17 protein-coding genes are annotated in these 17,315 nt (G+C 71.0%); 15 read left to right on the plus strand and 2 right to left on the minus strand.

Features of this window, described 5'->3' with window-relative positions; all coding sequences use genetic code 11:
• The first annotated feature begins 1 nt into the window (after position 1).
• The 14 genes from KV106_RS36520 to KV106_RS36585 all read left to right on the plus strand — a co-directional run bounded on the left by KV106_RS36520 (position 2) and on the right by KV106_RS36585 (position 13,483).
• Complete coding sequence (locus KV106_RS36520) at positions 2-928, plus strand: polysaccharide deacetylase family protein (protein ID WP_261216773.1); 927 nt, start codon at positions 2-4, stop codon at positions 926-928.
• A complete protein-coding gene (locus tag KV106_RS36525) occupies positions 925-1,644 on the plus strand; it encodes a GntR family transcriptional regulator (protein WP_208508723.1) in 720 nt (239 codons plus the stop codon). Before KV106_RS36520 ends, KV106_RS36525 begins: the two co-directional genes overlap by 4 nt.
• Positions 1,641-2,294, plus strand: a complete 654-nt coding sequence (locus KV106_RS36530) for an aspartate/glutamate racemase family protein (protein WP_261216776.1) — start codon at positions 1,641-1,643, stop codon at positions 2,292-2,294. Before KV106_RS36525 ends, KV106_RS36530 begins: the two co-directional genes overlap by 4 nt.
• A 167-nt stretch (positions 2,295-2,461) precedes the next feature.
• Positions 2,462-3,187 carry a DUF3348 domain-containing protein gene (locus tag KV106_RS36535; RefSeq protein WP_261216778.1) on the plus strand — a complete coding sequence of 242 codons (726 nt, stop codon included), beginning with the start codon at positions 2,462-2,464 and terminating at the stop codon, positions 3,185-3,187.
• Between the two features lie 10 nt (positions 3,188-3,197).
• Positions 3,198-5,714, plus strand: coding sequence for a DUF802 domain-containing protein (locus KV106_RS36540; RefSeq protein WP_261216780.1), 2,517 nt, complete (start codon positions 3,198-3,200; stop codon positions 5,712-5,714).
• Positions 5,714-6,388, plus strand: coding sequence for an OmpA family protein (locus KV106_RS36545; RefSeq protein WP_261216782.1), 675 nt, complete (start codon positions 5,714-5,716; stop codon positions 6,386-6,388). Before KV106_RS36540 ends, KV106_RS36545 begins: the two co-directional genes overlap by 1 nt.
• A complete protein-coding gene (locus KV106_RS36550; protein ID WP_261216784.1) occupies positions 6,381-7,067 on the plus strand; it encodes a DUF2894 domain-containing protein in 687 nt (228 codons plus the stop codon). The genes KV106_RS36545 and KV106_RS36550 overlap by 8 nt, the downstream gene beginning before the upstream one ends.
• 130 nt (positions 7,068-7,197) lie before the next feature.
• A complete protein-coding gene (locus KV106_RS36555; RefSeq protein ID WP_261216786.1) occupies positions 7,198-8,187 on the plus strand; it encodes an SMP-30/gluconolactonase/LRE family protein in 990 nt (329 codons plus the stop codon).
• Positions 8,184-8,879 (plus strand): GntR family transcriptional regulator, encoded by a 696-nt coding sequence (locus KV106_RS36560; RefSeq protein ID WP_261216788.1) that lies wholly within the window; start codon positions 8,184-8,186, stop codon positions 8,877-8,879. Before KV106_RS36555 ends, KV106_RS36560 begins: the two co-directional genes overlap by 4 nt.
• A gap of 54 nt (positions 8,880-8,933) precedes the next feature.
• Positions 8,934-9,917 carry a Bug family tripartite tricarboxylate transporter substrate binding protein gene (locus tag KV106_RS36565; RefSeq protein ID WP_261216790.1) on the plus strand — a complete coding sequence of 328 codons (984 nt, stop codon included), beginning with the start codon at positions 8,934-8,936 and terminating at the stop codon, positions 9,915-9,917.
• Positions 9,918-9,925: 8 nt separating this feature from the next.
• Positions 9,926-10,993 (plus strand): hypothetical protein, encoded by a 1,068-nt coding sequence (locus KV106_RS36570; RefSeq protein WP_261216791.1) that lies wholly within the window; start codon positions 9,926-9,928, stop codon positions 10,991-10,993.
• A complete protein-coding gene (locus KV106_RS36575) occupies positions 10,990-12,096 on the plus strand; it encodes an isocitrate/isopropylmalate dehydrogenase family protein (protein WP_261216793.1) in 1,107 nt (368 codons plus the stop codon). The genes KV106_RS36570 and KV106_RS36575 overlap by 4 nt, the downstream gene beginning before the upstream one ends.
• Positions 12,089-13,177: a Gfo/Idh/MocA family protein gene (locus KV106_RS36580; RefSeq protein ID WP_261216794.1), complete on the plus strand. Its 1,089-nt coding sequence runs from the start codon at positions 12,089-12,091 to the stop codon at positions 13,175-13,177. The genes KV106_RS36575 and KV106_RS36580 overlap by 8 nt, the downstream gene beginning before the upstream one ends.
• 21 nt (positions 13,178-13,198) lie before the next feature.
• Positions 13,199-13,483, plus strand: coding sequence for a putative quinol monooxygenase (locus tag KV106_RS36585; protein WP_261216795.1), 285 nt, complete (start codon positions 13,199-13,201; stop codon positions 13,481-13,483).
• A gap of 10 nt (positions 13,484-13,493) precedes the next feature.
• On the opposite strand, the gene KV106_RS36590 is transcribed toward KV106_RS36585, so the two are convergent.
• Positions 13,494-13,814 (minus strand): ArsR/SmtB family transcription factor, encoded by a 321-nt coding sequence (locus KV106_RS36590; protein WP_093345369.1) that lies wholly within the window; start codon positions 13,812-13,814, stop codon positions 13,494-13,496.
• Positions 13,815-13,914: 100 nt separating this feature from the next.
• Between KV106_RS36590 and KV106_RS36595 the strand changes: the two genes are divergently transcribed.
• Positions 13,915-15,006: an NADH:flavin oxidoreductase/NADH oxidase gene (locus KV106_RS36595; RefSeq protein WP_261216799.1), complete on the plus strand. Its 1,092-nt coding sequence runs from the start codon at positions 13,915-13,917 to the stop codon at positions 15,004-15,006.
• A 51-nt stretch (positions 15,007-15,057) separates the two neighbouring features.
• Here the strand turns inward: KV106_RS36595 and KV106_RS36600 are convergent, their stop codons facing one another.
• Positions 15,058-17,190 carry a tripartite tricarboxylate transporter substrate-binding protein gene (locus KV106_RS36600; RefSeq protein ID WP_261216800.1) on the minus strand — a complete coding sequence of 711 codons (2,133 nt, stop codon included), beginning with the start codon at positions 17,188-17,190 and terminating at the stop codon, positions 15,058-15,060.
• Positions 17,191-17,315 lie beyond the last annotated feature (125 nt).

Consider the following 17,315-nt stretch of genomic DNA (forward strand, 5'->3'; position numbering starts at 1 on the left):
CATGGCCGATTCATCCCCTGCTTCCACTCCACCCTCCACGCGCGACTTCATCGGCTACGGCCGCGACCTGCCCGCCGTGCGCTGGCCCGAGGCGGCGCGCGTGGCCGTCTCCTTCGTCGTCAACTTCGAGGAGGGCGCGGAGTTCTCCATGACCGACGGCGACAGCCGCAACGAGGCCATCTACGAGGTGATCGACGGCCAGCCGGTGCCCGACCGCTGCATCGACAGCCACTTCGAATACGGCACGCGCGTGGCCTACTGGCGCATCGCCGACCTGTTCGAGCAGCATGGCGGGCACTTCACGCTCAGCGCCTGCGGCCGCGCGGTGGAGCGCTCGCCGTGGCTGGCGCGGCATGCGTCGCAGGCCGGCCACGAGGTCTCGGCGCATGGCTGGCGCTGGGAGCGCGGCATCGACCTCACGCTCGACGAGGAGCGGCTGGCCATCGACCGCTGCTGCACCGCGATCGAGGCCGCCACCGGGCGCCGCCCCGTGGGCTGGCACACGCGCTCCAACCCGAGCCCGCACACGCGCCGCCTGCTGGTGGAACGCGGCTTCCTCTACGACAGCGACGCCTACAACGACGACACGCCCTACCGCGTGGCGGTCGATGGCCGGCCGCACCTCGTGCTGCCCTATGCTTTCGACACCAACGACATGCAGTTCCAGAACACCCAGCGCTTCGATACCGGCGACGCCTTCGCCGACTACGTGTGTGCCGCCTACGACTGGCTGTGGCGCGAGGGCGGCGACGCGCCGCGCATGCTGTCGGTGGGCCTGCACCTGCGCATGATCGGCCGACCGGGGCGCATCGGCGCGCTCGAGCGCATCCTGCGCCACCTCCACGACAAGGGCGGCGCCTGGGTGACCAGCCGCGAACGCATCGCCCGCCACTGGCTGGCGCACACCGGCGAGGGCAGCACCGCATGAAGGAACGCGAGGACGCGGTCTACGACACGCTCTCGCGCGCGCTGCTGGCCGGCGCGCTGGCGCCCGGCGCACCGCTGCGCGAGACCGCGCTGGCCGAGGTCTTCGGCGTGAGCCGCGAGCGCATCCGCAAGATATTGCTGCGGCTGGGCACCAACCGACTGATCGAGATGATCCCGAACCGCGGCGCCTTCGTGGCCGCGCCCTCGCTCGAGCAGGCGCGCTCGATCTACGACGCGCGCCGCATCCTCGAGGGCGGCATCGTCGCCCACCTGGCGCAGAACGCGGGCGCCGAGGCGCTGCGCCGCCTCGACGAGCACATGGAGCGCGAGCAGGCCGCGCTGGCCGAGGGCGACCGCGCCACCTCGGTGCGGCTGTCGGCCGACTTCCACATGATCCTGGCCGAGGCCACGGGCAACACCTTCATCCTGCAGCAGATGCAGGAGCTGGTGAGCCGGACCTCGATGCTGGTGGCGATGTACGAGGCGCCGCATTCGGCGCAATGCGCCTGCGACGAGCACCGCGACATCTTCACCTCGCTGCTCAAGGGCGACGGCGGCGGTGCCGCGCGCGCGATGCGCTCGCACCTGTCGCTGGTCGAGACCCGGCTGCGACCCGGCGCGGCCGCGCCCTCGCAGGACGTGGTGGGCGTGCTGCTGCGCATGTGGGCCGGCCAGCGCGCCGCCCATGCGGCCCCCTCCGCGGACGAGGGGCGATGAGCGACGCCACGCTGCTGGTGCTCAACCCGAACACCAGCCAGGCGATGACCGAGGCCGTGGTCTCGGCCGCCCGCGCGCTGCTGCCGCCGGGCCTGCGGGCCATCGGCTGGACCGCCTCCGCCGGGCCGCCGGTGATCAAGGACCGGCCCAGCTACGACGCGGCAGCGGCCGCGATGCCCGCGCTGCTGGCCGAGGCGCCGCGCGCCGACGCCATCCTGCTGGCCTGCTTCGGCGACCCCGGGCTCGCGGTGCTGCGCGAGCGCGCCGGCGTGCCCGTGACCGGCCTGGCGGAGGCCGCCATCCTGGCCGCGCGGCAACGCGGCGAGCGCTTTGCGATCCTCACGGCGGGCGCGGCCTGGGTGCCGATCCTCACGGACTGCGTGGCGGCCGGCGGCGCGTCGCACCTGCTGGCGGGCGTGTTCGCGCTCGATGGCGACGGCGCGGCGCTGCGCGCCGATCCCGAGCGCTTCCGTGCGCAGGTGCGCGCGCTGTCGGCCCGCGCGCGAGCGGCCGGCGCAAGGCGGCTGGTGCCCGGCGGGGCGGCTTTCGAAGGGCTGCGCTTCGACTGGGCCGAAGGCCTGGCGGTGGACCGGCCGGTCGAGGCGGCCGTGACCTTGCTCGCACACGCGCTGCCCAAGCCCCCGGCCTGAGCGCCGGGCCCGGCACGGGCAGGTTGGATTTCGATACAAATTCGCGCCCCGCTCGCTGGCCCGCGCCGCCCCTGGCGAAACGCCGTCCGCGCCACTGCCAGCGGGCCCGGCCCCGGGATTCCCCCGAGGGTCGGCGGTGTAGACTGCCGGGTTTTTCCGACTCTGGCATGGCGCACGTTCCACAGCGCACTGGTTTCAACGGTTCGGCGCTCGTCCGCTTGCTCTCCCGACTGACCGATGGCGACATCCGCGAATCCGAACAGGCTTCGGCGGACCGGCTGAGCCAATGGTTCGGCTGGACCGACGCGATCTCGCTGTCGGCCGCCCTCAACGGCACGCCGGCCAGCCTGCCGCCGGCCCCGCGGGGTTCGGTGCGCGCCGATGAAAGCGAATGCGCGCGCGTGCGCGCCGCGCTGGCCCAGGCGATCGCCGAGGACGGCAACTTCGCGCCCGCCAAGGCACGCGCGGCCACCGCCGACGCCGAGACGCCGCCCGACTTCGCGCCGATGCGCCAGCGCTACCTCGCGCGGCAGCAGGCGATGGAGACGGCCATCGGCCCGCTGCGCGGCCGGCTGCGCGCGCGGCTCGCGGCCGGTTCGCACGACATGGCGCGGCTCGCCGCCGTCGACGTGGTGATGGAACAGGTGCTGGGCGCGCGCGAACGCAGCCTGCTGGCGAGCGTGCCGGCGGCGCTCGAGAAGCGCTTCGCGCGGCTGCGCAAGGCCCGCCAGGACGAGGAAACGGGCGCGGAAGACAACGCCGCCGGCGGCCATGCCGACTGGCTCGCGGTCTTCCGCAAGGACATCCAGGACGTGCTGCAGGCCGAACTGGACTTTCGATTTCAACCGGTCGACGGGCTGCTCGAAGCCCTGCGCGCCGGTCACAAGGGCTGACTGGATACACATGACCCGATTTCTCCATCACGCCGTGTTCGTCGCGGGCCTGGCCGTCGTCGGCTGGGTCGGCGCCGGCTACATCGGCACGAACACGCTGGCGCTGGCCGTCACCGGGCTCGTGGCCGCGTTCTACCTGATGGGCGGGCTCGAACTGCACCGCTTCCAGCAGGCCACGGGCTCGCTGGTGCAGGCGACGAACGCGCTGTCCGAGCCCCCGGCCAGCCTCGGCGACTGGCTCGCCTCGCTGCATCCCTCGCTGCGCAACGCGGTGCGCCTGCGCGTCGAGGGCGAACGCGTGGGCCTGCCCGGGCCGGCGCTGGCGCCCTACCTCGCGGGCCTGCTGGTGCTGCTGGGCATGCTCGGCACCTTCCTCGGCATGGTGGTCACGCTCAACGGCACCGGCGCGGCGCTGCAGGGCGCGACCGACCTCGAGGCGATCCGCGAATCGCTCTCGGCCCCGGTGCGCGGCCTCGGCCTCGCCTTCGGCACCTCGGTGGCCGGCGTGGCCGCCTCGGCGGCGCTGGGCCTGGTGTCGGCGCTGTGCCGGCGCGAGCGGCTGCAGGCCTCGCAGGCGCTCGACGCGAAGATCGCGAGCACCCTGCGCGTGCACTCGCAGGCGCACCGGCGCGACGAATCCTTCAAGCTGCTGCAGCGCCAGGCCGACCTGGTGCCCGAGCTGGTCGGCCAGCTGCAGGCCATGATGGGCGCGATGGAGCGCCAGACCCAGGTGCTCAGCGAGCGCCTGATCGGCAACCAGGCCGAGTTCCACGGCAAGGCCGAAGCGGTCTACGCGGGCCTCGCGAGCTCGGTCGACCAGTCGCTCAAGCACAGCCTGATCGAGAGCGCGCGCGTCGCCGGCGCCGCGATCCAGCCGGTGGTCGAGGCCACCATGGCCGGCATCGCGCGCGAGACCGCCTCGCTGCACGGCAGCATCGCGCAGACGGTGCAGCAGCAGCTCGAGGGTCTGTCGTCGCGCTTCGAGGCCAGCACCGGCCGCGTGGCCGACACCTGGCAGGGCGCGCTCGCCGCGCACCAGCGCACCAGCGAGGCGCTGTCGAGCGACCTGCGCGGCTCGCTCGAAGGCTTCGCGCAGAGCTTCGAGCAGCGCTCGACCGCGCTGGTCGATGGCGTGTCGACGCAACTCGAGACCACGGTCGGCAAGGTGTCCGACACCTGGCAACAGGCGCTGGCGCGGCATCAGGAGACGAGCGACAGGCTCTCGGGCGACGCGCAGCAGGCGCTGTCGGCCGCCGCCACGGCCTTCGAGGCGCATGCGGCCTCGCTGCTGCGCACCGTGGGCGACGCGCAGGGCGAGCTGCAGGCTGCACTGGCCGCGCGCGACGAGCAAAGGCTCGCGGCCTGGACCGAATCGCTGACCTCGATGGGCGCGGCCCTGCAGAAGGAATGGCAGCAGGCCGGCGCGCAGGCACTGATCCACCAGCAGAAGCTGCTCGACACCCAGGCCGATCTCTCGTCGCGCGACGAGGAACGGCTGTCGGCCTGGACCCGCTCGCTCGCGGCGATGGCCGCGTCGCTGCAGCAGGAATGGCAACAGGCGGGCAGCCATGTGCTGGGCCATCAGCAGAAGCTGCTCGCAACGCAAGCCGACCTCGCCGCGCGCGACGAGGAGCGCCTCGCGGCCTTCACCGGCTCGCTCGAGGCCATGGCCGCGTCGCTGCGGCAGGAATGGCAACAGGCCGGCGCCCATGCGCTGAACCATCAACAGAAGCTGCTCGAGACGCAGGCCGACCTCTCGTCGCGCGACGAACAGCGCCTCGCCGCCTGGACCGGATCGCTCGAGTCCATGGCCGCCTCGCTGCAGCGTGAATGGCAGCAGGCCGGTGCGCACAGCGCCGACCAGCAGCGCCAGTTGCTCGATGCGCTGACGAAGACCGCCGGCGAGATGTCGTCGCAGAACGAGGCGCATGCCAAGCGCACCGTCACCGAGATCGCCCAACTGCTGCAAGCCGCCGCCGAAGCGCCGCGCGCCGCCGCCGAGGTGGTGTCGGAACTGCGCCAGAAGCTGTCGGACAGCATGGCGCGCGACAACGCGATGCTCGAGGAACGCAACCGCCTGCTCGAGACGCTGGGCACGCTGCTCGACGCGGTCAACCATGCCTCCACCGAGCAGCGCAGCGCGGTCGACGCGCTGGTGGCTGCCTCGGCCGAGGCCATGGAACGCGCGGGCAGCCGCTTCGCCGAACAGGTGGAGACGCAGACCGGCAAGATGGCCGAGGTGGCCGCGCAGGTCACGGGCAGCGCGGTCGAGGTCGCGAGCCTCGGCGAGACCTTCGGCTTCGCGGTGCAGCGCTTCGGCGAATCGAACGACAAGCTGGTGGCGCACCTGCAGCGCGTGGAAGGCGCGCTCGGCAAGTCGATGGCGCGCAGCGACGAACAGCTGGCCTACTACGTGGCGCAGGCGCGCGAGGTCATCGACCTCAGCATCATGTCGCAGAAGCAGATCGTCGAAGACCTGCAGCAGATCGCCAGCCGGCAGCCCGCCGCCGTGGCCAGCGAGGCGTGATGCGCCAGGACGCGGACATCGACGACGCCGGTCTCGACACCAGCGTGCCGGTCTGGGCCGTCTTCGGCGACCTGATGTCGGGCCTGCTCGGCGCCTTCGTGCTGATCCTGGTCTGCGCGATCGGCATGCAGCTCGACCTCGCGGCCAGGCTCGAATCCGAGGTCAAGCAGCGCCAGGCCGAGGCGCAGCGCCGCGAGGCGCTCGAGAAGGCGCTGGCCGGGCCGCTGGCCGCGGGCCGCGTCACGCTCAACAACGGGCGCATCGGCATCAGCGGCAGCGTGCTGTTCGCCTTCAACTCCGCCGACCTGCAGCCCGAGGGCCGGCAGGTGCTGCGCAGCCTCGCGGCGCCGCTGGCCACCTACTTGCGTTCGCGCGACGAGATCCTGATGGTGAGCGGCTTCACCGACAACCGCCAGATGCGCGAGGGCGCGCGCCTGTTCGCCGACAACTGGGAGCTCTCGGCCCAGCGCGCGCTGACCGTGACCCGCACGCTGATCGAGGAAGGCGTGCCCTCCTCCGCGGTGTTCGCCGCGGCCTTCGGCGCCGAACAGGCCGTGGCCTCGAATGCCGATGCCGATGGCCGCGCGAAGAACCGGCGCGTGGAGATGGCGCCGACGCCGCGGCCGTCCTATGCGGCGAGCACCACCGGCCCCGCAGCGAAGGCCCGTGAGTAACGACGCGCCCATCGACGCGAACGACGACCCGCTCGCGGTCGTCGCGGCCTGGCGCGCGCGCGGGGCCGAGCGCTTCGATCCCGTGCGGCTGCATTTCATCGAGACGCTCGCGAAGCGCACCGCGGTGCAGCGTGGCGAGGCCAGGCGGCTGCTCGACGAGCGGCTGCGGCAGTTGCTGAGCGCGTATGGCGAGGACTTCGAGAAGGCGGTGCCGGAGGCGGTGGCCGCAACGTCGCAGCCATTGCCGCGCAGCGCGCTCGCCGAGCTCGTCGAACACATCGCGCGCCAGTCGCCGCTGCCCGAGGAAGCACCGGCACCCAGCGGTAGTGCCGTGCCGGCTCACGCCACTTCAGCGAGCCCCGCACCGTCCGCCGCCGCCGCACCCGCCGAACTCAAGACCATGCGCTACTTCCGCGGCACCTGGTCGCGCCTGAGCGCCGATCGCCGGCTCACGCAGTCGCTCGCGAAGATGCCCGAGAACGCGGGTCCGCTCAATTCGCACCATCTCGTGCACCGTGCGCTGATCCTCATGCGCGACCTCTCGCCCGAGTACCTCAACCGCTTCATGACCTACGTCGACACCTTGCTGTGGGTGGAGCAGTTGCAGGCCAGCCAGGCTTCGGCACCCACGGCGCGGGCCGAGGGCGCCAGGAAATCCGGTCGCGGCAAGACGCCCTGAGCGGGCACTCCCCTCGAGCCCACGCGGCTCTCCAGCCTCATCGACCCGCTTCGTGACTTCGGACGCATGCGCGTGCCCCGGGTTTACCCCAGATAGTGACGCGTGCATCAATGCATACATTAATAAATGCATGAGCACCCCACCCCCTGACATCCCGCGCCTCTCCCCCGCCGGCGCCGCCTGGACCGGCACCGGCCTGCACCGCCCCGAATGCGTGCTGGCCACGCGCGCCGGCGATCTCTACTGCGCCGACTGGCGCGGCGGCGTGACGCGCATCCATCCCGACGGCACCCAGACCGCCTACCTCGGCCACGAGATCGACGGCGAGGTCCTCAAGCCCAACGGCATCGCGCTGCGCGCCGACGGCAGCTTCCTGATCGCCCACCTGGGCGCGCAGACCGGCGGCGTGTTCGCGCTCGAGCGCGACGGCCGGGTGCAACCGCTGCTGCGCACGGTCGACGGCCTCGACCTGCCGCCGACCAACTTCGTGCTGCCCGATGCACAGGGCCGGCTCTGGATCACGGTCAGCACGCGGCAGACGCCGCGCGCGCTCGGCTATCGCCACGATGTGGCGGATGGCTTCGTGGTGCTGGTCGACGCGCGCGGCGCGCGCATCGTGGCCGACGGCCTGGGCTACACCAACGAGTGCCTGGTCGACCGCGACGGCGCCTTCCTCTACGTCAACGAGACCTTCGGCCGCCGGCTCTCCCGCTTCGCGATCCGGCCCGATGGTTCGCTGGGCACTCGCGAGACCGTGGCCCGCTTCGGCGCCGGCACCTTTCCCGACGGCCTGGCGCAGGACGTCGATGGCGACTTCTGGATCACGAGCATCGTGAGCAACCGCCTGATCCGCGTCGGCCGCGACGGCGCGCAGTCGGTGCTGCTCGAAGACGCCGACCCGGCGCGCCTCGACGCGGTGGAAGACGCCTTCCAGCAGCACCGCATGGGCCGCGAGCATCTCGACACCGTGCACGGCCACACGCTGCGCAACATCTCCAGCCTCGCCTTCGGCGGGCCCGACCTGCGCACCGGCTACCTGGGCTGCCTGCTCGGCGACACGCTGGCCACCGTGCGCATGCCGGTCGCCGGCCTGCCGCCCCTTCACTGGAACCACGCATGAACACCAAGCCCACCACCACCGCCGCGGGCGCCGACACCACCACGCTCGTCGATGGCGCCTACCAGGCGATCCGCCGCCGCATCCTCGACAACGTCTGGGCGCCCGGCTACCAGGCGATGGAGCAGGAGATCGCGCTGCAGCTCGGCATGAGCCGCACGCCGGTGCACGAAGCGCTGATGCGGCTGCATGGCGAAGGCCTGATCGAGGTGATCCCGCGCCGCGGCATGCGCGTGCTGCCGGTGTCGCCGACGGCCATGCGCGAGATCTACGAGATCCTCGGCGCGCTCGAGAGCGCCGCCGCCGAGAGCCTGGCGCGCAGGAAGCCCGACGCGGCCGAGCTGCAGCCGCTGGTCGAGGCCACCGAGACCATGGCCGCCGCGCTGCAGGCCAACGACCTCGACGCCTGGGCGCGGGCCGACGAGTCCTTCCATGCGCAGCTCGTGACCATGGCCGGCAACAAGCTGCTGGCCGACGCGGTCTTCAACCACTGGGATCGCGCGCACCGCGCGCGCATGGTCTCGCTGCGGCTGCGGCCCGTGCCCCACAACTCGACGCAGGAACACATGGAACTGGTCGAGCGCATCCGCGAGGGCGACGCCGAAGGCGCCGCCCGCGTGAACCTCGAGCACCGCCGGCGCGCGAGCCGCGAGCTGCTGGCCATCTTCGAGCACTACCGCTTCCAGCATCTCTGATGCACCCCGGGGGCGCCATGCAGGGCCCCATCCAAAAATCGACAGGAGACAGACTTGAAACGCAGGACTTTCATCCGTGCGGGCGCCGCCGCGCCCCTGGCCGCGACACTGGGGCCGCGGGCCTTCGCGCAGAACGACTATCCCTCGCGCCCGGTGCGCATCGTCGTGGGCTTCTCGGCCGGCGGCGGCGTCGACCTGGTGGCGCGCCCGCTCGCGCAGCGGCTCGGCGAGGCGCTGGGCCAGGCCACGATCGTGGAGAACAAGGCCGGTGCCAACGGCAACCTGGCCGCGATGTACGTCGCCACCGGCGTGCCCGCCGACGGCTACACGCTGCTGCAGATGAACTCGGCAATGGCGACCAACAACCCCTTCCTCTACAAGTCGGGCGTGCCCAACTACCTCGAGGAGTTCACGCCGATCACCGGCATCACCGAGACGCCGCAGGCGGTCATCGTGCCGGCCTCGCTGGGAGTGAAGACGCTCAAGGAATTCGTGGCGCTGGCGCGCGCGCCCAAGACCGAGATGAACTTCGCCTCGGGCGGCGTCGGCACGCTGGCCCACATCGTGTTCGAGCTCTTCAAGAAGGAAGAGTCGCTGCAGATGGTGCACGTGCCCTACAAGGGCACCGGCCCGGCGATCCAGGACATGCTCGCGGGCCGCATGCACCTGATGATCGACAACGTGAGCCAGGTCAAGGGCCAGGTCGAGAGCGGCAAGCTGCGCGTGCTGGCCGTCACGGGACCGCAGCGCGTGTCCTACCTGCCCGACGTGCCGACCACCGCCGAGGCCGGCTTCCCCAAGCTGCTGGCCATCGGCTGGCAGGCGCTGCTGGCACCGGCCAGGACGCCGCCGCAGGTGCTGCAGAAGCTGCGCACCGCCGCCAGGAGCGTGGTCGACAAGAAGGACTGGACCGACTTCATGGCCGAGCGCGGCGCTGTCGCCAAATGGGCTTCGCCCGAGACCGTCACGCAGCGCATCAAGGACGAGAGCGCCGTCTGGGGCGACGTCATCCGAACCGCGGGCATCACCGCAGACTGAAAGAGAGCATGAGCGACACCACCGTTTCGATCCAGGGCGACCAGATCCTCATCAATGGCCGGCCGACCTACGAAGGCCGGCACTGGAAGGACCAGAAGATCCAGGGCCTGCTGTTCAACAGCCGCATGGCCAACGCCATCGCCGACGACGAGAACCCGAGCACGCGCGGCGTCTGGGCCTACCGCGACGGTCCGTGGGACGCCGATCGCAACACGCGCGAGTTCTGCGAGGCACTGCCCGAGTACCGCGCGCACGGCCTGCTGGGCGTGTGCCTCAACCTGCAGGGCGGCAGCCCGCACGGCTACTCGCAGATCCAGCCCTGGACCATCAGCGCCTTCGAGGCCGACGGCACGCTCAAGGCCGCGTGGGCCGAGCGGCTGCGACGCGTGCTCGAGGCCACCGACCGGCTCGGCATGGTGGTGGTGCTCGGCCTGTTCTACGGCCCCGCCACGCGCCACCTGGCCGACGAACAGGCGGTGCGCCGCGCGGTCGACCAGAGCGTGGACTGGCTGGTGGCGCAAGGTGCGCGCAACGTGCTGCTGGAGATCGGCAACGAGATCGACCACACCGTCTACCACCACCGCATCATCGAGGCGCCGCGCTGCCACGAGCTGATCGAACAGGCACAGCGGCGCTCCGAAGGGCGGCTCGACACGCCGGCCGGCCGGCTGCTGGTGGGCGCGAGCCTGCTGAAGCCGCGCACCGACGCGCACAACATCATCGGCGCGAGCGACTTCCTGCTGCCGCACGGCAACCACGTCAACGGCCTCGCGGGACGCGAGCAGTCGAACCCCGACGGCATCCGGCTGCAGCTGCTGCGCCTGCGCAACTCGCCCGCCTACCGCGGCCAGCCGATCTTCTACAACGAGGACGACCACTTCGATTTCGAGCACGAGGACAACCACCTGCTCGCGGCCGTCGAGGGCTATGCGGGCTGGGGCTACTTCGACTACCGGCGCTCGCGCGAGAAGCTCGAGGACGGCTTCCAGTCGCTGCCGGTGGACTGGCGCATCGGCTCGGCGCGCAAGAAGGCCTTCTTCGGCAAGCTCAAGGAAATCACCGGGGGTGCGGCATGAAGGCCAGCCACCACATCGCCGTGCTGCCCGGCGACGGCATCGGCCGCGAAGTCATGGACGCGGCGGCCCAGATGCTGCATGCGGCGGGCGCCAGGGCCGGCATCGGCTTCGAGCTCGACACCCGCCCCGCGGGCGCCCAGCACTACCTCGACAGCGGCGTCGCGCTGCCCGACGAGACCCTGGCCGTGTGCGAGCGCGCCGACGCGATCCTGTTCGGCGCCATGGGCCTGCCGCACGTGCGCGGCAGCGACGGCACCGAGATCATTCCGCAGCTCGACCTGCGCTTCCACTTCGACCTCTACGCGGGCGTGCGGCCGATCCGTACCTTCCGCGGACTGCGCACGCCGCTGTCGGACCCGCGCGCGCAGCAGATCGACCTGGTGCTGGTGCGCGAGAACACCGAGGGCCTGTTCTATGCGCGCGGGCGCGGCGATGCGCGCCGCGATGCGCAGGGCCGCACCGTCGAGGTCTTCGACACCATGCGCATCACGCGCCACGGCACCGACCGCATCTGCGCGTTCGCCTTCGAGCTCGCGCAGCGGCGCGCCGAGCGGCTGGGCCGCGCGGGCCGGGTCACCAACGTCGACAAGGCCAATGTCTTCGAGTCGATGGCCTTCTTCCGCGAGGTGTTCGAGGACGTCGCGTCGCGGCACCCGGCGATCGGCGCCGACAGCGCCTATGTCGATGCGATGGCGCTGAACCTCGTGCTCAAGCCGTGGAGCTACGACGTGCTGGTGACCGAGAACATGTTCGGCGACATCCTCTCGGACCTGATCGCCGCGCTGGTGGGCGGCATGGGCATGGCGCCCTCGGCCGACCTCGGCGAGCGGCATGGGTTGTTCCAGCCCGCGCACGGCACCGCGCCCGACATCGCGGGCCAGGGCAAGGCCAATCCCACGGCCATGATCCTGTCGGCCGCGATGATGCTCGACTGGCTGGCCGAACGGCATGGCGACGCGCGCCTGGGCGATGCGGCACGCGGCATCGAGCGGGCCGTCGAGGCCGTGTTCGCGGGCGGCGCCGTGCTGCCCTTCGAGTTCGGCGGCGGCGACGGCACGCGCGCGATCACCGAGGCGGTGCTGGAGCAGCTGCGCCATGCCTGAGGCGCGCGGCGGCACACGCCACCGGGTTGCAGTGGTCGGCGCCGGCTACTTCAGCCAGTTCCATCTGCGCGCATGGCAGGCGCTGCCCGGTGTCGAGCTCGTCGGGCTCTGCGATGCGCAGCCCGAGCGCGCGGCCGAGGCCGCCCGCGGCTTCGGCGTGCCGCGCGCCTTCTCGCGCCTCGACGAGATGCTCGACGCCACGGCGCCCACGCTGCTGGACATCGTGTCGCCGCCGGCCAGCCATGCGACGCTGCTGCCGCAGGCGCTCTCGCATGGCATCGCGACCATCTGCCAGAAACCCTTCTGCACCGACTACGCGCAGGCACGCGAGCAGAGCGAACGCTTCGCGCGAGCCGGCGTGCCCTTGGTCGTGCACGAGAACTTCCGCTTCATGCCCTGGTTCCGCGAGGCCCGGCGGCTGATCGACACGGGACGGCTGGGCCGCCTGCACGGCGCGAGCTTCCGGCTTCGGCCCGGTGACGGACAGGGGCCACGCGCCTACCTCGACCGGCAGCCCTACTTCCAGCAGATGCCGCGGCTGCTCGTGGCCGAGACCGCCATCCACCTGATCGACAGCTTCCGCTTCCTGCTCGGCGAGGCGGCCGATGTCTCGGCGCGGCTGCGGCGCCTCAACCCCGCGATCCAGGGCGAGGATGCCGCCACGATCGAACTGGGCTTCGCCGGCGATGCCATCGGCCTCATCGACGGCAATCGCCTCAACGAACACCCGGCCGCGAACCAGCGCCGCACCATGGGCGAGATGTGGCTCGAGGGCGAAGGCGGCGTGCTGCGGCTCGATGGCGATGCGCGCCTGTGGCTCAAGCCGCATGGCGAGCCCGAGGCCGAACTTGCCTACGACAGCGGGCCGTCCAGCGAATTCGGCGGCGGCGCGGTGGCCGCCCTGCAGGCCCATGTGCTCGACGCGTTGGAGCGCGGCATCGCGCCCGAGAACAACGCCTCGGACTATCTGCAGAATCTGCGCATCCAGGAAGCCGTCTACGAATCCCACCGCAGCGGCCGGCGCATCCGCATGAGCGACTTCGAGCCTGCGGCCGATGCGCATCTACGGCCGGTCTTCTGATCCATCGAGAATCCATTCGCCATGCACATCGTCACCGTCCACTTCCACATCGCCCCCGAACACCGGGAAGACTTCCTCCGCGAGATCAAGGCCAACGCCTCGCGCTCGGTCGAGCACGAGCCCGGCTGCCGGCAGTTCGACGTCTGCGTGGCGCCCGAGGACGCGGACCATGTCTTCCTCTACGAGGTCTACGACGACCGCGCGGCCTTCGACGCGCATCTGGCGAGCGCGCACTTCCAGAGCTTCAACAGCCTGACGACGGACTGGGTGGTCTCGAAGCAGGTGCAGAGCTTCGAGCGGGTCTGAGGCAGCGCCCTCAGCCCTGCTTCGCGGCCGGCTCCTGGGCCGCGAGCACGGCCTTCAGCAGGCCGGGAAAGCGCTTGTCCACTTCCTTGCGGCGCAGCTCGTTCACATGCGCGGGGCCGTCGGTGCGGGTACGCACGATCCCCGCCTCTCGCAGCACCCTGAAGTGATGCGACATGCTCGACTTTGCCCTGCCCCCGCCCAGCGCGGCACAGCTGGCCTCGCCGCAGCCGGCGAGCTCGTGCACCACGCGCAGCCGCTCGGGATCGCTCAGGGCATAGAGGACCTGGGTCAGCGAGACATCGTCGAGGGCCGGATGGTTGAGGCTGCGCATCGCGCGACCATAGCACGGATCGGCTTTTGTCCTATTGTTCGATAGTTATCGAACTAATGTACGATCAATCCTTGTTCTTCACACCTTCTCCAGGGATCCGATGCCAAGCCTCTTCTCGCCTTTCACTCTGAAAGATGTCACGCTGAAAAACCGCATGGTCGTCTCGCCGATGTGCCAGTACTCCGCCGTCGACGGCGTGGTCAACGACTGGCACCACGTCCATCTGTCGGGCCTCGCGCGCGGTGGCGCGGCCCTGGTCATCGCCGAAGCCACGGCCGTCTCGCCCGAGGGCCGCATCACGCCCGGATGCGCCGGGATCTGGACCGACGCGCAGGCCGACGAATGGCGCAAGATCGTCGCCTCGGTCAAGGCCGCCGGCGCCGTGCCCGGCATCCAGATCGCCCACGCCGGGCGCAAGGCGAGCGCCAACCGGCCCTGGGAAGGCGACGACCACATCGCCGCCGACGACGCGCGCGGCTGGCAGACCATCGCCCCCTCGGCCGTCGCGTTCGGCGGCGGCCTGCCGAAGGTGCCCGAGGCCATGACCCTGGCCGACATCCAGCGCGTCAAGGCCGACTTCGTGGCCGCGGCCCGGCGCGCGCTCGACGCGGGCTTCGAATGGCTCGAGCTGCATTTCGCGCACGGCTACCTCGCGCAGAGCTTCTTCTCGACCTGGTCCAACAAGCGGACCGACGCCTACGGCGGCGACTTCGAAGGCCGCGCGCGCTTCCTGATCGAGACGCTCGCCGCCGTGCGCGAGGTCTGGCCCGAACGGCTGCCGCTGGCGGCCCGTTTCGGCGTGACCGAATTCGCCGGCCAGGACGACCTCGAGGAAGGCATCGAGCTCGTGCGCAGGCTCAAGGCGGCCGGCCTCGACTTCATCGACGTCAGCATCGGCTTCTCGACGCCCACCGCGAAGATTCCGTGGGGCCCGGCGCTGATGGCGCCGATCGCGCAGCGCGTGCGCCGCGAAACGGGCCTGCCCGCCACCACGAGCTGGTTCATCAGCGAGCCCCGGCAGGCGGACGAGCTGGTCGCCGGCGGCACCGTCGACCTGGTCACGCTGGGCCGGCCGCTGCTCGCGAATCCGCACTGGCCGTACCGCGCCGCGCTCGAGCTCGGCGTGGACAAGGCGGCCTGGACCCTGCCCGCGCCTTACGCGCATTGGCTGGAGCGCTACCGGTCTTCGTGATTGCGGGGAGGATGGCCGCTGGCCGGGTTTGCGAGGGCATGTTCGCGGCCATCAACGCGCCGACGAAGAAAGCGCACGCACCCAGCGTTCGCGCTCTTCGTCCTCCAGCGCCAGCAAGCTCTCGGGCGAACCGCCTCCGCCGACCACCTGAAGGTCCTGCAGCTGCTTTCGCACCTCGGGCCTGGCGAGCACCTGGGCCACGGCTTCCTGCACGGTGCGATTGGACGCGGCATCCGAATTCGCCGGTGCCCAGAGGCTGAAATGGTCGTACGTTGCGTAGCCGCTCAAGGGCGCGCTCGAGGCCAGCGTCGGCCACGACACACCGTCGAAGCTCTGCGGGTGCGCCGGATCGGCGGTGGTGCCGAGCACGCGCAACTGGCCGCGCCGCGCCGCAACCGCCACGCCGTTCACGGGCGCGAACAGCAGGTCCACCGCATGCGCCTTCGTGATGACGTCCGAGTCGGGGTACATGCCCTTGAAGACCACGCGTTGCACGTCGACGCCGCTCAGCGCACGGAACTGGCCGAAGGCGAGATGACCGGTCCAGCCGTCCTCGCCCGTGCCGATGCGCAGGCTGCCGGGGTGGGCCCGCGCGTAGGCGAGCAGGTCATCGGTGCTGTGAATGCCCAGTGCGTCGGCCCTCGCGCTGTCGATGGCCAGCACCAGCGGCTGCGACGCCAGCAGCGTGACGGGGCGAAGGGACTGCATCAGCGCATCGATCGGCGGGCCCTGGTGCACGCCTTCGATCCCTCCGCGCGGCAGCCTCAGCGCCGCGAGCAGGACCTTCTCGTTGCCGCCCTCCGTCATCAGCCGGCGGTAGTCGGCCTCGGTGGCTTGCGGCACATGATCGACCTGCACGCCGCGTCCCAGCAGCCTGGGCAGGTGACTCGCCAGCATCCCGGCATAGTGGCTGCTGCGGCCACCGGGCGGAAACGGCACGGTCACGTGCAGCGTGGGCTGCGGCACGACGGCCAGCCATTGCCCCGCATCGTCGAGCAGGCCGTAGCGAATCTCCCATGCACCGGCGGTTGACGTATTGCGCATCAGGGCTTCGGCCACCCAGTGGCGACCCATGCGATGGAATTGCCGAATGATCGGCCGCTCGTCCTGCCACCCGGGCGGCCGCCAGTCCTGGGGGAACGCGCCCGCGACGACGGCGTAGCCATGGCGGAACGCTCGCGCCTCCTGGAACTGCGGCGCGATCGCCCATTGGCCCTGCGCGTTCCGGTAGCCCCATCGACCGGTGTCCACGTCCTTGGCCGGCCGCAGTGCGGCGTCGGTGTTGCTGCCATGCAGCCGTTGCCAGCGGCACGCGCGCGGCGTGCTGGCGTTGCGCTGGCGATCGAGTCCGACGGCGGTGCACAGCCGGATGCGTCGCTGGGCCGTCGCGTCGGGCAGCCCGCCGAAGATGAACGGGATCACCATCCTGCCTCGCGCGTCGATGAGGCCCGAGCCTGTGGAGCCGGGTGTCGGCATCTGCCGCTGATAGTCCATCCATTGCGCGGTGGCGATGTCGCGCGGCGGCGGCGGCGTGCGCCACTGCCCCGCGGCATCGCGCAGGCCGGGCTGTGCGTAGACCGTGTCCACCTGCAGGTCGGAAGCCGCTGGCCTGGATTCGTCGGGCATCGGGTAGGAAAGAGCGGTGGGAGAGTCGATGGATGTCGTGTCCTTGCCATCGCAACTCACTGGCGGCACGGCCCACTGCCCTTGCGCATCGATGCGCCCGATGCCTACTGTGGTCCGTTGTCCGCCGCCGGGCTTTTGCTCCACCAGCCACACCTTGAACGCGGGCTGGAGCGCGGTGCCGACGCCGATGATGCCGATGCTTTCCAGCCACGCCGTCTGCCAGCGGCCGTCGCAGAAGCTGCGCGCTGTCGGTGAAAGAAACAGCACGTGCCCGTCGAGGGCGTCGAACAGCGCGGGCGCGCGCTCGCTGTTCTTTCCCGGATTCAGGCTCAGCCAACGCACGCGTTCGATCCGGTCCGGGGCGATGCCGGTGGTGAACGCGAAGATGTCTTTCCAGGGCGGCGTTGATGCATCCACCGGCCGCAATTGCCAGGTCGGCTGCATCGGCACGGCGCCCGGATTGGCCTGCAGATCCTGGTAGCTCGGCGGCGCAGCGTTGGCCGAGCCGAGGGCGATGCAGAGCCACAGCAGGACTGCGAAGAGAGGCAGGCGCTTCATGAAGCTCACCTGGTCGTGGCAGACAGGGGGATCGGTCTTTCGCTCATGGCTTCCGGTTCTTTTACCGGTTGATTCTGCTCAAAAAACCAATGTATTCAACGCTTTATATGAAGTCCTTGCGTCAT

The sequence above is a fragment of the Variovorax endophyticus genome, from assembly GCF_025376855.1.
In the GTDB taxonomy this organism is placed as follows: Bacteria; Pseudomonadota; Gammaproteobacteria; order Burkholderiales; family Burkholderiaceae_C; genus Variovorax.

Excerpts from the sequence above, each read along its gene's own strand:
- KV106_RS36520 (WP_261216773.1), top strand. The coding sequence starts at position 2 with ATGGCCGATTCATCCCCTGCTTCCACTCCACCCTCCACGCGCGACTTC.
- KV106_RS36525 (WP_208508723.1), top strand. The coding sequence starts at position 925 with ATGAAGGAACGCGAGGACGCGGTCTACGACACGCTCTCGCGCGCGCTG.
- KV106_RS36530 (WP_261216776.1), top strand. The coding sequence starts at position 1,641 with ATGAGCGACGCCACGCTGCTGGTGCTCAACCCGAACACCAGCCAGGCG.
- KV106_RS36535 (WP_261216778.1), top strand. The coding sequence starts at position 2,462 with ATGGCGCACGTTCCACAGCGCACTGGTTTCAACGGTTCGGCGCTCGTC.
- KV106_RS36540 (WP_261216780.1), top strand. The coding sequence starts at position 3,198 with ATGACCCGATTTCTCCATCACGCCGTGTTCGTCGCGGGCCTGGCCGTC.
- KV106_RS36545 (WP_261216782.1), top strand. The coding sequence starts at position 5,714 with ATGCGCCAGGACGCGGACATCGACGACGCCGGTCTCGACACCAGCGTG.
- KV106_RS36555 (WP_261216786.1), top strand. The coding sequence starts at position 7,198 with ATGAGCACCCCACCCCCTGACATCCCGCGCCTCTCCCCCGCCGGCGCC.
- KV106_RS36560 (WP_261216788.1), top strand. The coding sequence starts at position 8,184 with ATGAACACCAAGCCCACCACCACCGCCGCGGGCGCCGACACCACCACG.
- KV106_RS36570 (WP_261216791.1), top strand. The coding sequence starts at position 9,926 with ATGAGCGACACCACCGTTTCGATCCAGGGCGACCAGATCCTCATCAAT.
- KV106_RS36575 (WP_261216793.1), top strand. The coding sequence starts at position 10,990 with ATGAAGGCCAGCCACCACATCGCCGTGCTGCCCGGCGACGGCATCGGC.
- KV106_RS36580 (WP_261216794.1), top strand. The coding sequence starts at position 12,089 with ATGCCTGAGGCGCGCGGCGGCACACGCCACCGGGTTGCAGTGGTCGGC.
- KV106_RS36585 (WP_261216795.1), top strand. The coding sequence starts at position 13,199 with ATGCACATCGTCACCGTCCACTTCCACATCGCCCCCGAACACCGGGAA.
- KV106_RS36590 (WP_093345369.1), bottom strand. The coding sequence starts at position 13,814 with ATGCGCAGCCTCAACCATCCGGCCCTCGACGATGTCTCGCTGACCCAG.
- KV106_RS36595 (WP_261216799.1), top strand. The coding sequence starts at position 13,915 with ATGCCAAGCCTCTTCTCGCCTTTCACTCTGAAAGATGTCACGCTGAAA.
- KV106_RS36600 (WP_261216800.1), bottom strand. The coding sequence starts at position 17,190 with ATGAAGCGCCTGCCTCTCTTCGCAGTCCTGCTGTGGCTCTGCATCGCC.